Source organism: Leifsonia sp. LS1, from assembly GCF_020521355.1.
In the GTDB taxonomy this organism is placed as follows: domain Bacteria; phylum Actinomycetota; class Actinomycetes; order Actinomycetales; family Microbacteriaceae; genus Leifsonia.
Genome location: NZ_BPER01000001.1, coordinates 242,189 through 256,909, shown reverse-complemented (window position 1 = coordinate 256,909; position 14,721 = coordinate 242,189). Strand labels below are relative to the sequence as shown.

Below are 14,721 nucleotides of genomic sequence, written 5' to 3'. Positions count from 1 at the left end.
CATGACCCACCCCTTCGTCCACCCCTATGTGCCGAACACGGCGCCCGCGTCGCGGCAGGCGATGCTCGACGCCGTCGGTGCGGCGAGCGTCGAGGAGTTCTACGCGGACGTCCCGGCCGACCTGCGGCTGGGCCGCGACCTCGACCTCCCGGAGCCGCTGGTCGCCGAGCAGGACCTGGTGCGCCACGTCGGCGGCCTGCTGCGCCGCAACCGCGCGGTCGAGCCGGGCCGCCTCTTCCTGGGCGCCGGCACGTACAACCACGCGGTGCCGGCCGTCGTCGACGAGATCATCAACCGCAGCGAGTTCCTCACCGCCTACGCCGGAGAGCCGTACGAGGACCACGGGCGCTTCCAGGCGCTGTTCCAGTATCAGTCGCTGATGGCGGAGTTGCTGAACCTCGACGTGGTGAACGTGCCCACCTATGACGGTTACCAGTCGGCGGCGACGGCGCTCGCCATGGCGACGCGCATCACCGGGCGCCGCGGCATCCTGCTGGTCAGCGACGCGCACCCCGACAAGCTGAGCAAGGTGCGCGACTATGTGCAGCCGATCGCCGACCTGACGATCGTCCCGACCGTGGACGGCGTCGCCGATGTCGCCACGGCACGCGCGCTGATCGGCGACGACACCGCCGCGGTGTGGGTCGAGACCCCGAGCTTCCACGGCGCCCTGGAGACGGCAGTCGCGGAGCTCGCGCAGGCCGCCCACGCCGCAGGCGCCCTGCTGGTGGCAGGGACGGACCCGGTCGGGCTGGGTGTGCTCGCCTCCCCCGCGGATGCCGGCGCCGACATCGTGCACGGCGACATCCAGTCCCTCGGCCTCCACCCCTGGTACGGAGGCGCGCACGCCGGGTTCATCGCCGTGCGCGACGACACCCGGTTCGTGATGGAGATGCCGTCGCGCCTCTTCGGCCTGGCGTCGACGGACGTCCCTGGCGAGTACGGCTTCGGCGACGTCGCCTACGACCGCACCTCGTTCGCACTGCGCGAGGAAGGGAAGGAGTGGGTCGGCACGGCCGCCGCGCTCTGGGGCATCGCCGCCGGCGTGCACCTAGCGCTGATGGGCCCGCAGGGCATGGCCGAGCTGGGCGAGACGCTCCTCGCCCGCACGGCGTACGCCCGGCAGGCGCTGACCGCGCTCCCGGGAGTCCGTGACAGCGACGGCGCCGCACACCTGCGCGAGTTCGTGCTCGACCTGAACGATGCCGCGCTGACGGCTCCGGAGGTCGTCGCCGCACTGCGCGTCGAGGGGTTCGAGCCCGGGCTGGCGCTCGACGACGCCCGCCTGCTGGTGTGCGTCACCGAGCAGAACACACGCTCGGACATCGACGACCTCGCGGCCGCGTTCGGCGCGGCGCTGACGGCATCCACAGCATCCACCACCGCCACCACCACCGAGGAGCACGCCGCATGAGCCTCCCCATCGCCCCCAAGCCCGCCCTGCGCCGGTTCCACCAGGCGCGCTGGGACGAGCCGATCGTCTTCGAGCTGCACACCCCCGGCGAGCGCGGCGTCATGCCCTCGCAGGTCGAGCCCGAGGTGCGGGAGGCCGTCGGCGACGTCGTCTCCGCCCTCCCGGCCTCCCTGCGCCGCAGCGCGCCCCCGGCCCTCCCCGAGATCGGCCAGATGCGCGTGCTCAAGCACTATCTGCGCCTCAGCCAGGAGAACCTCGGCGCCGACCTCAACGTCGACGTGGGCCAGGGCACCTGCACCATGAAGTACGCGCCCAAGGTCAACGAGACGATCATCCGCACCCCCGACCTGACCGACCTGCACCCGCTGCAGGACCCGGCGTCGGCCCAGGGGGTGCTGGAGATCGTCTGGCGCACCGAGCGGATGCTCGCCGAGATCTCGGGGATGAGCCGCGTCTCGCTGCAGACCAGCGGCGGCTCGGAGGCGATCTGGGCCAACATCTCGATGATCCGCGCCTACCACGCGTCGCGCGGCGAGGCCGAGCAGCGGGACGAGGTCATCACGACGATCTTCTCGCACCCCTCGAACGCCGCGGCGGCGAAGATGGCCGGCTACAAGGTCATCACGATCTTCCCCGACGCCGACGGCTACCCCGACGTGGAGGCGCTGCGCGCGGCGATCTCGCCCCGCACGGCCGCGATCATGGTCACCAACCCCGAGGACACGGGCATCTACAACCCGCGCATCCGCGAGTGGGTCGAGCTGGCGCACTCGGTCGGGGCCCTCGCCTCCTACGACCAGGCGAACGCGAACGGCATCCTCGGGATCACGCGGGCGCGCGACGCCGGCTTCGATGTGTGCCACTTCAACCTCCACAAGACCTTCGGCACTCCGCACGGCTGCGGCGGCCCGGGGTCCGGCGCCAACGCGGTGTCGGAGGCGCTCGTGCCGTTCCTGCCGGGGCCGGTGGTCGAGAAAGTGGGCGACCGGTACGTGCTCGACGGCGACCGGCCGCAGTCCATCGGCTCCGTCGCGCCGTTCTACGGCGTCATCCCGAACATCGTGCGCACCTACGCCTGGATCCGCGCGCTCGGCGCCCCCGGGCTGCGCGCGGTGGCCGAGACCGCCGTGCTCAACAACAACTACCTGATGAAGCGCATCCTGGAGATCCCGGGAGCGAGTGCCCCCTACGCGACCGGCCGCCGCCGCATCGAGCAGGTGCGCTACTCGTGGCAGGAGCTGTTCGAGGAGACGGGCATCAGCTCAGAGGAGATCGGCATCCGCGCCGCCGACTTCGGGATGCACTACTGGACCAGCCACCACCCCTACGTGGTGCCTCAGCCCTTCACCCTGGAGCCGACCGAGTCGTACTCGATGGCCGAGCTGGACGAGTACGCGGCCGTGCTGGCCGAGGTGGCGCGGGAGGCCCGGGAGACCCCGGAGGTCGTCCGCACCGCCCCGCACAACCAGACCGTGCACCACACCCACCACGACGACCTGGACGACCCGGCCCGCTGGGCGGTCACCTGGCGGGCGTACCAGCGCAAGTACTTCGGCGGGGAGACGGCGGTCGCTCCCGCGGGCGCGGCCACCGACGAGGACGCCGCCGCGTGAGCATCGGGCTCGTCGTGAACCCGATCGCGGGGATCGGCGGGCCCGCGGGTCTGGCCGGGAGCGACGGCGCCGCGGTGCAGCGGGAGGCGCTGCGCCGCGGCGGCCGTCCGCGCGCGTCCGAGCGGGCGCGGGAGGCGCTGGCCGTGCTCGCGGCGGCGCATCCCGGCACCGAGGTGCTCACGGCCGCAGGCCCGATGGGCGAGGACGCGGTGCGCGCCGCCGGCCTGACCCCTCGAGTCGTGTACTCGCGACCTGTCCCGGCGTCGAGGGGCGCGTTGTTGCGGTCATTCGGCGCGGATGACCGCAACGAGTCGCCCCTGGACGGCGGGACATCCGGGGAGGACACGGCGCGCGCGGCGATGGCCCTCGGCGCCGCCGGGGCGACCCTCGTGCTCTTCGCGGGCGGCGACGGCACGGCCCGGGATGTGGCGCGCGGCGTGCCGGCGGGAGTCCCGATGCTCGGCATCCCGGCCGGGGTCAAGATGTACTCGGGCTGCTTCGCGGTCGGGCCCGCCGCGGCCGGGGCGCTGGCCGCCGCCTGGACCGACCATCCCCTCCCCACCGCTGAGGCCGAGGTGCTCGATCTCGACGAGGAGACCTTGCGCGCCGGGCGGCCCGACCCGCGGCTCTTCGCCCTCGTTCCGGTTCCCGCCGCGCCCGGTCGCACCCAGGCGCGCAAAGCCTCCACCCCCGCGAGCGAGCGGGAGGCGGTGCACCGCGCCGCCGTCGGGGCCGTCGAACAGCTGCGGCCGGGCACGCGCTATCTGCTCGGCCCGGGAAGCACCACAGCCGAGGTGGGCCGCGTGCTCGGCCTCGACACCACACCCCTCGGCGTCGACGTCATCGAGGACGGCCGCATGCTCGCCCGCGACGTGACCGCCGACCAGGCCCTCGCCGCGATCGCCGGGCACACCGCCCGGGCCGTCGTGACCGTCATCGGCGGCCAGGGGTTCGTGCTCGGCCGTGGCAACCAGCAGCTCTCCCCGCGCGTGGTCGCGGCGCTCGGGCCGCATCCCCTGCTCGTGGTCGCCACGGAGCAGAAACTCATCGACCTCGCCGGCCGGCCCCTGCTGGTCGACACCGGCGACCCCGCGCTCGACGCGCGGCTGGCCGGCCACCTGACGGTGGTCACCGGGCCCGCCGCGGCGAGCATCTACCCTGTCAGTGCCGCCACCGCGGCCCCCATCGAAGGAGATCCCGAATGCGTCTAGCTGGCAAGTCCGCCATCGTCACCGGAGGAGCGGGCGGCATCGGCCGCGCCACCTCCCTCGCCTTCGCCGCGGAGGGTGCCCGCGTCGCCGTCGTCGACCTGCAGCAGGAGGCGGCCGAGGCCGTCGCCGCCGAGATCCGTGCGGCCGGAGGCGACGCGGTCGCGATCGCGGCCGACGTCTCCGCCGAGGCCGACGTCGAGCGCGCGGTCGCCGCCGCGGTCGAGGCCTTCGGCGGACTCGACATCGCGTTCAACAACGCCGGCATCATCCGCCGCACCACCGCGGTCGACACGACCGTCGAGGAGTGGGACCGCGTCTTCGGCGTCAACGTGCGCGGCATCTTCCTCATGTGCAAGCACGTCGTACCCGTCATGGCGGCGGCCGGGAAGGGCTCCATCATCAACACCGGCAGCGGCTGGGGCCTCAAGGGCGGCGGCCAGGCGATCTCCTACTGCGCCTCGAAGGGCGCGGTCGTCAACATGACCCGCGCCCTCGCGATCGACCACGGCCCGCAGGGCATCCGCGTCAACTCGGTCAACCCGGGCGATGTGAACACCGGGATGCTGCGCGACGAGGCCCGTCAGCTCGGGCAGGAGACCGGATCGTTCCTCGCCGAGGCCGCCGACCGCCCGCTGCGCCGCATGGGCGAGCCGACCGAGATCGCCGCGGCCGTGGTGTGGCTCGCGAGCGACGAGTCGTCGTACGTGACGGGGTCGGCGATGGTCGTCGACGGGGGCGGGATCGCGTAGCGATCGGCCGGTGTCCACCGGAGGAGTTTCGGGGCGTGATGACCCGGAACTCCTCCGTTCCCGTCTGCCCGCGGCGTGTCGGCCGCGGCATCCTCCGTCCGCCGCCGGCTCAGAGCCCCAGGGACTTCTTGATGAGCGCCTCGGGATCGGCCGTGCCCGCGGCCTGCTCGGTGGCTTCCTGGTTGGCCTCGGTCACGGCCTTGACCACCTCGTCGCGCTGGATGCGGATGCCGCGCGGGGCGTCGATCCCGATGCGGACGCCGTCGCCGCGCGCGTCGAGAATCGTCACGACGATGTCGTCGCCGATGAGCACCCGCTCGCCCGGCTTGCGCGTCAGTACCAGCATTGTTTCAGCCTAGCCGGGTGCGCCTTCGAGGGGTGAGTGGTTGCGGGTACTCCCCCCAAATACCCGCAACGACTCACCCTTCGCGGGTTTCTAGCCAGAGGAGGGGGCGGGCGAGGGAGGCGAGGCCGTGCGAACCCGCGGTGCGGCGGGCGCCGGTGGCGGCGATGGCGTCGACAGCGAGCACGGCGTCGACCTGGGCGACCCAGCGAAGCGTGTCCTCGGGGCGGCGGGAGACATCGACGGCGACCCAGACCTGGTCGGGAGCGAGGGCGGCGAGGCGCGCCGCGAGGGCGGGCACGGCGTCGACGGCGTCCAGCTCGACTGGGGCCACGACCGCGCAGCCCCGGCGCACGCCGTCGGCGCGGGCGGCGAGCGCATCCCGGCGGTCGGCGACCGGACGCACGTCGCCGGAGACGCCGTCGGCGAGGATGCGCGCGGCCTCCCGGGCGTCGGGGCCGAAGCCGATCACCAGCGTGAGGTCGCCCTTGCCCTGCAACCGGGCGGGCGGCGGCCCCACGAGGGCGGCGTCGTCGGCCTCCGCCGGCGACGGGAGCCCGGCGGGCGTCACGTCGTCGAGGCCGATGGAGGCGGACGGTGCTGCCGCAGGCGCCACCGGATCCATCGACGGCATCGGCAGGTCCACGGTGCGGACGAGGTCGTCGAGGATCGCCTGGAAGGCGTGCGACGACGTCGAGACGGCGGGCGTGATGTCGTCCGTCTCGGGTCCCAGCCATTCAGGCCGCGATCGACTCGGCACCTCTCACCACCCCGACGGTCTCGATGTTCGCCTGCACGGCCGTGACCTCCTGGTACGACAGCACGGCGAGCCCGCTCACCTGACCGGCGACGAGCCGGCGGATGGCCGGGCGCAGCGCGGGAGCGCAGACGAGCACCGCGGAGACGCCGAGGTCGTCGAGCTGGCCGGCGGTCTGCTTGATGGAGCCCATCACGGCCTCGAGGCGGGCCGGGTCGAGCACGATCTGCGTGCCCGCCTCCGACGGCCGCAACCCCTCCAGCATCGACTGCTCGACGACCGGGTCGATCATGATGACCCGCAGCAGGTCGCCGTCCAGATGGGGGGCCACCACCGCGGGGCCGAGCGCCGAGCGCGCCGCCTCGACGAGCCCCTCGGGATCGTTCGAGACCTTGGCCCGGAGCGCGAGCGCCTCCAGGATGCGCGGGAGGTCGTTGATCGGCACCTGCTCGGCGAGCAGCCCCTGCAGCACGCGCTGCACCTCGGCGAGCGACAGCAGACCGGGCACCAGCTCCTCCACGGCGGAAGGGTTGACCTGCTTGACACCCTCGGTGAGCTGGCGCACGTCCTCCCGGGTGAGCAGTCGGCCTGCGTTGGCGGTGATGATGGACGACAGGTGGGTGATCAGCACGCTGACACGATCGATGACCGTGGCGCCGCCGAGCTCGGCGCTGTGCCGCATCTCGCTCGGGATCCACTTGGCGGGGAGGCCGAACACCGGCTCGATGGTCGGCGTGCCCGGGAGCGCGTCGAGGGCCTCGCCGAGCGCGAGCACCCGGCCGGAGGGCGCCTGGCCCCGCCCGGCCTCCACCCCCGCGATCTTGATGACGTAGGTCGACGACGGCAACTCCGCCGAGTCGCGCGTGCGCACGGGCGGCACGATCACGCCCAGTTCCAGCGCGATCTTGCGGCGCAACGCCCGCACCCGGGCAAGGAGGTCGTCGGAGGCGCCGCTCACGATGTCGACGAGGTCCGGCGCGAGGGTGATCTCGAGCGCGTGAACGCGCATCTGGTCCATGAGGTCCTCGGTCGTCTCGCCGGTTCCGGCCGTTGCAACGGCCTTCTTGGCCGCTTCGGCCTTCTTCTGCTCCGCCTGGCGGGTCTTGAGCCGCTGCGCCGCCAGGATGAGGAACGCTCCGACGAGCACGAACGGGATGGGCGGCATGCCCGGGATGAGCGCCATCACGATCGCCGCGCATCCCGCGATGGTCAAGGCGTTGCGCGACTGGCTGAGCTGGCCGCTCGCGGTCGTTCCGATGTCGCTCTCCGCGTTGGAGCGGGTGACGATCATGCCGGTCGAGACGGCCATGAGCAGCGCGGGGATCTGCGTCACGAGTCCGTCGCCGATGGTCAGCAGCGTGTAGGTGTTCACGGCGTCGCCGATCTCCATCCCGCGCTGGATCATGCCGATCGCGATGCCGCCGACCACGTTGATGATGATGATCAGGATGCCCGCGATCGCGTCGCCCTTGACGAACTTGCTGGCGCCGTCCATCGCTCCGTAGAAGTCGGCCTCGGCGGAGACCTCCGCGCGGCGCTGACGCGCCTGCTCCTCGGTGATGAGGCCCGCGTTGAGATCGGCGTCGATCGCCATCTGCTTGCCCGGCATCGCGTCGAGGGTGAAGCGGGCGCCCACCTCGGCGACGCGCTCCGCCCCCTTCGTCACCACGATGAACTGGATGACGACCAGGATGAGGAACACCACCGCGCCGATGATGATGGAGCCGCCGACGGCCACGTGCCCGAACGCCTGGATGACCTGCCCGGCGAAGCCGTCCCCCAGCACCAGGCGGGTCGACGCGACGTTGAGGCCGAGCCGGAACAGGGTCGCGACGAGCAGCAGCGACGGGAACACGGAGAAGTCGAGCGGCTTCTTGGCGAACATCGTGGTCAGCAGGATGACCAGCGCGAGCATGATGTTCACGATGATCAGGGTGTCCAGCAGCCAAGCGGGCACGGGGACCACCAGCAGCATGATGATGCCGACGACGCCGATCGGCACGGCGACCTTGGCGCCCAGTCCGTTGCGTGACTTCATGTGAGCCCTCCTATCGGTGCAGGGGTCATCGTGTGGATTCCGGTGGCCGCTCCGCGCGCCTTCAGCGACATGACGAAGGCGAGCACGCGCGCCACCGAGTTGTAGAGCTCGACCGGGATCTCGTCGCCGAGCGCGCAGCCCGCGTGCAGGGCCCGGGCGAGCGGGATGTCCTTGACGATCGGCACGCGCTCCTCCTCCGCCTTCTCGCGGATGCGCTGGGCGATGACGCCGGCGCCCTTGGCGACGACCCGCGGAGCGGACTTGCCCGGCTCGTATCTGATCGCGATCGCGATGTGCGTCGGGTTCACGAGCACGACGTCGGATCCGCCGATCGCGGAGATCATGCGATTGCGGCTCATCGCGAGCTGGCGGGCACGGCGCTGCGACCGGATCAGCGGGTCGCCGTCCGAGTTCTTGTTCTCGTCGCGCACCTCGCGCTTGGTCATGCGCGTCTGCTTGCGGTTGCGTCGCATCACGACGAGCACGTCGAGCGCCGCGAGCACGAGTCCGGCGCCGATCGCCGCCTGCAGCAGACCGCCGGCCCCGGCCTGCGCAGCCTCCAGCAGCGACGAGAGCGGCAGACTCCCGGCCAGGAGCAGCACGGGCATGAGCCCCTGCACCACGAGGTAGAGGCCGATGGCCACGACCGCCGATTTGAGGAGCGTCTTGGCCCCCTCCCACAGGGCGCGCATCCCGAACACCCGGCCCACGCCCTTGACGATGTCGAACTGCTCGTACTTGCCCTCGAGCTTCTTGAGGTGGATGCCGCCCTGCGCCGCCGCCGCACCGACGATCGCCACGGCGCCCACGACGAGCAGCGCGCCGATGGTCGGCAGGATGCTGCCGAGCCCGGCGCCGAGGGCGGCGACCGCCTTGGCCGGGTCGGGCGCCTCGATCACCGCGCGCACGCTGTACATCTGGTCGATCGCCGCGGTGGTGCCGAGCTGGATGGTGAATGGCAGCATCACCGCGGCCGCGCCGACGCCGACCCACGCGGTGAGGTCGGTCGACTTGCCGAGGCGGCCCTTCTCGCGGGCCTCCTTCATCCGCTTCTCGGTGGCCTGCTCGGTGCGTTCCTGGGCGTCGCTCACCGGCCCACCCCCAGCATGGTCTTGACCGCGGTGTCGGTGAGGCTCGAGACGACGCCCGGCAGGGCCACCACGACGATGCCCGCGAGCACCACCGTCAGCATGATCTTGAGCGGGAACCCGAGCGCGAACGCATTGAGGGCGGGTGCCACGCGGGTCAGGAGGCCGAGCCCGACGTCGGCGAGGAACAGCACGACGATCAGCGGCCCTGCGATCTGCAGCGCCGCGATGAACATCTGCGTGAGGCCGGTCACCATCTCCTTCGCCGGATCCGCCAGGTCGACGCCGCCGGCCAGCGGGATGGCGTCGAACGTGCGCACCAGTCCGCCGATGATCAGTTGGTAGCCGCCGGAGGCGAACAGCAGCGCCAACGCCGTCAACTGGAAGAGCCGCGTGAACTGCGCGCCGTTGATCATCGACTGGGGGTCGAATGCCTGCGCGAGCTGGAACCCGCCGAAGAGGTCGATGAAGGCGCCGGCGGACTGGATCGCAGCGAACACCAGGAACACCAGGAACCCGAGCGTCGCTCCGACAGCGAGCTCCCGCACCATGTCGAGGAGGAAGGCACCGATCTCACCCGACTGGTACCCGGCGCCCACGCGCGGGGCCACGGCGATCGCGAGACCGATCGCCAGCATCCCCTTCACCTGCGCCGGGAAGCCGTTGTACGAGAACGGCGGCGCGATGATCAGGAACGCGACCATCCGCAGCGAGGCGAGCGCCACCGCCTCGATCATCGCCAGGTCGATCGGGATGAACATCAGCCACCGCCGAGCAGGGACGGGATCTTCTCGAACAGCACGTGGGTGAAGCTGATCAGCTCGGCGATCATCCACTGGCCGCACACGATCAGGGCGATGGCGACCGCCGCCGCCTTCGGCACGAACGAGAGCGTCACCTCCTGGATCTGCGTGATCGACTGGATCAGCGAGATGGCGAACCCGACGACGAGCGCCGTCACCACGATGGGCGCGGCCAGTTTCGCCGTGACCAGGAGAGCCTGCATGGCGATGTCGAGCACGGCGTTGGCGTTCATCAGCCGCCCCGGTAGCTCGTGATCAGGCTCGTGACGATGAGCCCCCAGCCGTCGACGAGCACGAACAGCAGAATCTTGAACGGCAACGAGATCATCACCGGCGGGAGCATCATCATGCCCATCGACATCAGCGCCGCCGAGACCACCATGTCGATCACGAGGAACGGCACGAAGATCACGAAGCCGATGATGAACGCGGCCCGCAGCTCCGAGATCATGAACGCCGGGATGAGGGTGAGCATCGGCACGGACGACGCGTTCTCGGGGTTCGGGCGCCCCGCCGCGCGCGTCATGAGCGCGATGTCCTCCTCCCGCGTGTGCGCCGCCATGAAACCGCGCAGGGGGCCCTCGGCCGCGTGCACCGCCGCCGTGAAGTCGACGTGGCCGGCGAGGTAGGGCTGCACCGCCAGGTTGTTGATGTCGATCAGCACCGGGCTCATGATGAACAGGCTCAGGAACAGCGACAGCCCGGCGAGCACCTGATTCGGCGGGATGGAGGGGAGCGCCAGCGCGTTGCGGGTGATCGCGAGCACCACGAAGATCTTCGTGAACGACGACATCATCAGCAGCAGCGCGGGCGCGACGGACAGGATGGTGATGCCGAGCAGTGTCAGGACGGCCGCGCTCGGTGTGCCGTTCGGGCCGTTGATGTCGACGGTGATGCCTCCGGTGCCGCCGGGGCCGGCCGGGCCGCTCGGGGTCGGGACGGGCGTCGGCTCGGCGTGGGCGGTCGCGGCGGTCAGCAGGACGAACGCGGCAGCGATCAGCCCGACGAGGAGCGCGGCGACGAGGATGCGCGTGAGGTGCGGGACGCGCGGCACGGTGCGGACCTCCTCACCGGGCACGGGACGCGGACGCAGGGCGCGCGCGTCGGCGGCGGCCGTCACTTCTTGGGCCGCACCGCCGAACTCGCCTGCCGCCACGTGGCCGGGGACAGGATCGAGCCTTTGAGTGCCTCGTCGAAGAGCGAGGCGCGTCCCTGCGCCGTGAGGAAGTCGGCATCCTGCCTGGTGTCCGTGCTGGTGGAGCTGGTGGAACTGGTGGAGCTCGTGGTGCTCTCGGCGGCATCCTGCCGCACCGGGAGCTCCTTGGCGAACGTCTTGCGCACGGGCTTCAGCGGGGTGACGTCCGCATCCTGCGGACGGTCCCCCGCGTGGAGCACGCTGACCTGCCGCTCGGTGACCCCGAGCACGAACCGGTGGCCGTCCACATCCACCACCACGACCGACGCCTTCGGCCCGACACCCTGACGGCCGACGACGTTCACCGCATTGGTGCGCCGGGAGGCGCCGCGGCCCGTGGTGACGCGTCGCTGCACGTACCAGAGCACCAGCACGATGACGGCGAGCACGACGAGCACGCGCAGGGCGATGAAGACGGTCTCCACGGCCTACCCCCGTGCGTCGATCGACGAGGAGGGGCAGCGGAGGGTCACGCAGCGCACTATCGGCCGCCCTCCTCCACCCGTTAGGCACCTCCCCCCGCCGATCTCCCCGCCCTCGCACCGCCGCTGCCCCGCGCCGGCATCGAGGCGGCGAATTGTCAGCCGTCTCGGCGCTTTTGGTGCGATTTCGAGCCGTCTCGGCGGCGCGGGAGGAGGGGTGCGCGGGATGTTCGCTAGTCGAGCTCTTCGGCGGCGTCGAGGATCTTGGTGATGCGGACGGCGTAGTCCTGGTCGACGACGACGATCTCGCCGTGGGCGATCAGGCGGCCGTTCAGGAGCACGTCGGCAGGCGACCCGGCCGAGCGGTCCAGCTCGATGACGGCCCCCGGCTCCATCGCGAGCACGTCGCGCACGGCCATGCGGGTGCGGCCGATCTCCACGGTCAGCGCCATCTCCACGTTGCTGATGCGGGCGAGCTTGCCGGCGATGGCCGCCGACCCGAGCGGGCGCTCGGCGAGCGCGGCACGTCCCCGGATCGCGAACCATCCCGCGACTCCGGATGCCCCGTGCAGGGCGAAGACGGTGGTCGCGGCGTCGGCGAAGAGCTCCCCGGCCTCCTCGACGCGGGCGTCGTCGAGCACGCCGGCGCCGAGCGTGTCGCTCGCCGCCTCCAGAGCCGGCTGGAGCACGTCCTGCAGCGCCACGACAGGCGAGCCGTCGGCCCCCTCGTCGACGAGGGCCGGGGCCTCCAGCAGCACGACCGCGAGGTCGGCCGAGAACGCGCCCACGAAACTGGCGACGACGGCCGAACCGGTCTGGCCGGCGAAGGCGCCATCGGTCTCGAGCAGTGGGCTGAGCGGCGCGCCGGTCGGGAGCACGCCCGCGAGCGCCTGCGCGGCGGTCTGCGCCTGTGCGAGGGAGAGCGCGGCGCCGGTTGCGGTGGCGATGTTCATCGGTTCAGTCCTCTGTCTTCACGATCACGCACGCCAGACGGGAGCCGCTGGAGCCCAGCGCTGCTCCGGCGACGGGGTGGCCCCCGACGGCGAGATCGAACGGTCGGTGGTGCGGATGCGGGAGGGGCAGCAGGTCGCCGACCGCGAGCCCGAGCACGACGCTCGGCTTGACGCTGGCGGGGGCGAGACGCAGGGAGACGTCGACGGGGACGCGCGCGAGCTGCGCATCCACCAGCTCCCGGGCGTTCTCGGCGCTGTGCGTCGGGTTGGTCTCGCCCAGCTGCGGGAGGAGCACGACGGCGGGCAGCGCGACGGTCGCCTCGGCGAGGCTCTCGCCCACCTGCAGCTCGAACGCCGCCACGATCATCAGCTCGGCGGTGGCCGCGGCCTGCGCGAACTGCGAGTTGTACTGGATGGCGTCCACGGCGATCGGGGTGACCAGCAGGGATCCGAGGGAGTAGCGGAGGTCTTCGAGCGCGTCGTCCATCAGCCGGCGCACGAGCGCGTGCTCGACCTGCGTGAACGTCCGCTCGTTCGCGATCGGCACGCCCGTCCCGCCGAGCATCGCGTTCACCCACGACAGCGCGGCGACGGTCGGGAACTGGATCACGCCCTTCGGTGCCACTCCGTCGAGTTCGCACAGCACCATCGCGGTCGTCGCGGGCAACGCCGCGGCGTACTCGTCGTACGACTGCATCTGCACCGAGATGCACGTCACCTGGCTGAGCACGCGCACCTTCGCGGTCAGCTGCGTCGCCCACTGCCGCGCGAACGTCTCGAACGCCAGCTCGAGCACGCGCGAGTGCTCCCGCGCCAGCGTGGTCGGCCGCCGGAAGTCGTACACCGGCGCCTCGGGCGCGAGGGAGGCGGGCAGGGTGGTCACGAGAGGGTCTATCGGCAGGCGCGGGGCGGGCGTTAGGCACCGTGCGCATCCTGTGGGTCCTCTAACGTGCACGGCTGGTGCGCCGATAGTGCCCCTGTGACGGCTCACCCGGAGCCGAGACCAGGATTCGCGCCCATGATCGTCGTCACCCGATTGAACGACACCCAGTTCGCGGTCAACCCGGATCTGATCGAGCGCATCCACGCCAGCCCCGATACGACTCTCGTGATGGTGGACGGTGCCAAGTTCATCGTCACCGAGTCGATGGCGGAGGTCATCGAGAAGATCGCCGCCTACCGGGCCCGCGTGATCGCGCTGGCTCACGACCTGCCCGCAGCCGGCCCCCGACCGGTGCCCTCCCCCGCGGAGCAGCAGGAGGGCCTGCGGGCCGTCCCGCTGCACGCACGCAAGAAGTAGCGAGGAAGAACCCCCATGGATCCGGCAACCATCATCGGCATCGTCCTGGCGTTCGGCTCCGTCGTCGCCATGGTGACGCTGGAGGGCGGGCACCTCACGGCCCTCCTGCTGCCCGCCCCGATGGTGCTGGTGTTCGGGGCGACCATCGCCGTCGGCATCGCCAGCGGCACGATCAAGGACTTCCTCAGCGCGGTGAAGGCGTTGCCGAGCGCGTTCCGCGGCAAGATCGACCCGCCGCAGCAGGTCATCGACGAGGTCGTGCGCCTCGCCGAGACCGCGCGCTCGAACGGCCTGCTCGCGATGGAGCAGGAGGCCGAGAACGTCAGCGACCCCTTCCTGAAGGGCGCCCTGCAGAACATCGCCGACGGCACCGACGGCGACGAGTTGCGCATCCTGCTCGAGGACGAGATCGCGACGCGCTCCACGCAGAGCCGCGTCGCCGCCAAGTTCTTCTCGTCGATGGGCGGCTACGCGCCGACCATCGGCATCATCGGCACGGTCGTCTCGCTGACGCACGTGCTCGAGAACCTCGACGACCCCGGCCACCTCGGCCCAATGATCGCCAGCGCGTTCGTCGCCACCCTCTGGGGCCTGCTGTCCGCCAACTTCCTGTGGCTCCCGATCGGCGCCCGGCTGCGGAGGCTCTCCGAGCTCGACGTGGAGCGCATGAACCTGCTGATGGAGGGTGTTCTCGCAGTGCAGGCCGGCAGCCAGCCGCGCCTCCTCGGCGAGCGCCTGCGCGCGATGGTGCCGGGCGGTGCGGATGCCAAGGCCGAGAAGGCGGCGAAGCCCGCGAAGACGTCGGCCAAGGCCCCCGCCGAAGAAGCGGCCTGAC

The 14,721-nt window shown here is 71.6% G+C and carries 16 protein-coding genes; 6 read left to right on the top strand and 10 right to left on the bottom strand.

All coding sequences use genetic code 11. The features are described from left to right. The first annotated feature begins 1 nt into the window (after position 1). From gcvPA to LLS1_RS01290, 4 genes are read left to right on the top strand one after another with little or no spacing between them, the layout of a single operon-like run. The gene (gcvPA, locus tag LLS1_RS01305; protein ID WP_226653252.1) at positions 2-1,414 is read left to right on the top strand and encodes an aminomethyl-transferring glycine dehydrogenase subunit GcvPA; all 1,413 of its coding nucleotides are present in this window, start codon (positions 2-4) and stop codon (positions 1,412-1,414) included. Continuing rightward, complete coding sequence (gcvPB, locus tag LLS1_RS01300) at positions 1,411-3,027, top strand: aminomethyl-transferring glycine dehydrogenase subunit GcvPB (RefSeq protein WP_226653251.1); 1,617 nt, start codon at positions 1,411-1,413, stop codon at positions 3,025-3,027. The genes gcvPA and gcvPB overlap by 4 nt, the downstream gene beginning before the upstream one ends. Next, on the top strand, positions 3,024-4,238 hold the full coding sequence (locus LLS1_RS01295; protein ID WP_226653250.1) for an ATP-NAD kinase family protein: 1,215 nt from the start codon (positions 3,024-3,026) through the stop codon (positions 4,236-4,238). The genes gcvPB and LLS1_RS01295 overlap by 4 nt, the downstream gene beginning before the upstream one ends. Further along, positions 4,229-4,987, top strand: coding sequence for an SDR family NAD(P)-dependent oxidoreductase (locus LLS1_RS01290; RefSeq protein WP_226653249.1), 759 nt, complete (start codon positions 4,229-4,231; stop codon positions 4,985-4,987). The genes LLS1_RS01295 and LLS1_RS01290 overlap by 10 nt, the downstream gene beginning before the upstream one ends. 109 nt (positions 4,988-5,096) lie before the next feature. On the opposite strand, the gene csrA is transcribed toward LLS1_RS01290, so the two are convergent. The 10 genes from csrA to LLS1_RS01240 form a co-directional block, all read right to left on the bottom strand. Further along, positions 5,097-5,333, bottom strand: a complete 237-nt coding sequence (gene csrA / locus LLS1_RS01285; RefSeq protein WP_223358590.1) for a carbon storage regulator CsrA — start codon at positions 5,331-5,333, stop codon at positions 5,097-5,099. A 73-nt stretch (positions 5,334-5,406) separates the two neighbouring features. Continuing rightward, positions 5,407-6,090 carry a hypothetical protein gene (locus LLS1_RS01280; protein WP_226653248.1) on the bottom strand — a complete coding sequence of 228 codons (684 nt, stop codon included), beginning with the start codon at positions 6,088-6,090 and terminating at the stop codon, positions 5,407-5,409. Then, complete coding sequence (locus LLS1_RS01275) at positions 6,068-8,125, bottom strand: flagellar biosynthesis protein FlhA (protein ID WP_226653247.1); 2,058 nt, start codon at positions 8,123-8,125, stop codon at positions 6,068-6,070. Before LLS1_RS01275 ends, LLS1_RS01280 begins: the two co-directional genes overlap by 23 nt. After that, on the bottom strand, positions 8,122-9,216 hold the full coding sequence (locus tag LLS1_RS01270; protein WP_226653246.1) for a flagellar biosynthesis protein FlhB: 1,095 nt from the start codon (positions 9,214-9,216) through the stop codon (positions 8,122-8,124). The genes LLS1_RS01275 and LLS1_RS01270 overlap by 4 nt, the downstream gene beginning before the upstream one ends. Further along, entirely contained in the window at positions 9,213-9,974 is a 762-nt protein-coding gene (locus tag LLS1_RS01265) for a flagellar biosynthetic protein FliR (RefSeq protein ID WP_226653245.1), read from the bottom strand. Before LLS1_RS01265 ends, LLS1_RS01270 begins: the two co-directional genes overlap by 4 nt. Further along, a complete protein-coding gene (locus LLS1_RS01260; RefSeq protein ID WP_223358595.1) occupies positions 9,974-10,249 on the bottom strand; it encodes a flagellar biosynthetic protein FliQ in 276 nt (91 codons plus the stop codon). Before LLS1_RS01260 ends, LLS1_RS01265 begins: the two co-directional genes overlap by 1 nt. Further along, complete coding sequence (fliP, locus tag LLS1_RS01255) at positions 10,249-11,070, bottom strand: flagellar type III secretion system pore protein FliP (RefSeq protein ID WP_226653590.1); 822 nt, start codon at positions 11,068-11,070, stop codon at positions 10,249-10,251. The genes LLS1_RS01260 and fliP overlap by 1 nt, the downstream gene beginning before the upstream one ends. Before the next feature lie 62 nt (positions 11,071-11,132). Beyond that, positions 11,133-11,636 carry a flagellar biosynthetic protein FliO gene (locus LLS1_RS01250; protein WP_226653244.1) on the bottom strand — a complete coding sequence of 168 codons (504 nt, stop codon included), beginning with the start codon at positions 11,634-11,636 and terminating at the stop codon, positions 11,133-11,135. Positions 11,637-11,866: 230 nt separating this feature from the next. After that, positions 11,867-12,586 carry a flagellar motor switch protein FliN gene (fliN, locus tag LLS1_RS01245; RefSeq protein ID WP_226653243.1) on the bottom strand — a complete coding sequence of 240 codons (720 nt, stop codon included), beginning with the start codon at positions 12,584-12,586 and terminating at the stop codon, positions 11,867-11,869. Positions 12,587-12,590: 4 nt separating this feature from the next. Further along, positions 12,591-13,469, bottom strand: a complete 879-nt coding sequence (locus LLS1_RS01240; RefSeq protein WP_226653242.1) for a flagellar motor switch protein FliM — start codon at positions 13,467-13,469, stop codon at positions 12,591-12,593. Between the two features lie 135 nt (positions 13,470-13,604). Between LLS1_RS01240 and LLS1_RS01235 the strand changes: the two genes are divergently transcribed. Next, positions 13,605-13,886 carry a flagellar FlbD family protein gene (locus LLS1_RS01235; RefSeq protein ID WP_223358601.1) on the top strand — a complete coding sequence of 94 codons (282 nt, stop codon included), beginning with the start codon at positions 13,605-13,607 and terminating at the stop codon, positions 13,884-13,886. 15 nt (positions 13,887-13,901) lie between these two features. After that, on the top strand, positions 13,902-14,720 hold the full coding sequence (locus LLS1_RS01230; protein WP_226653241.1) for a motility protein A: 819 nt from the start codon (positions 13,902-13,904) through the stop codon (positions 14,718-14,720). Position 14,721: the final 1 nt, after the last annotated feature.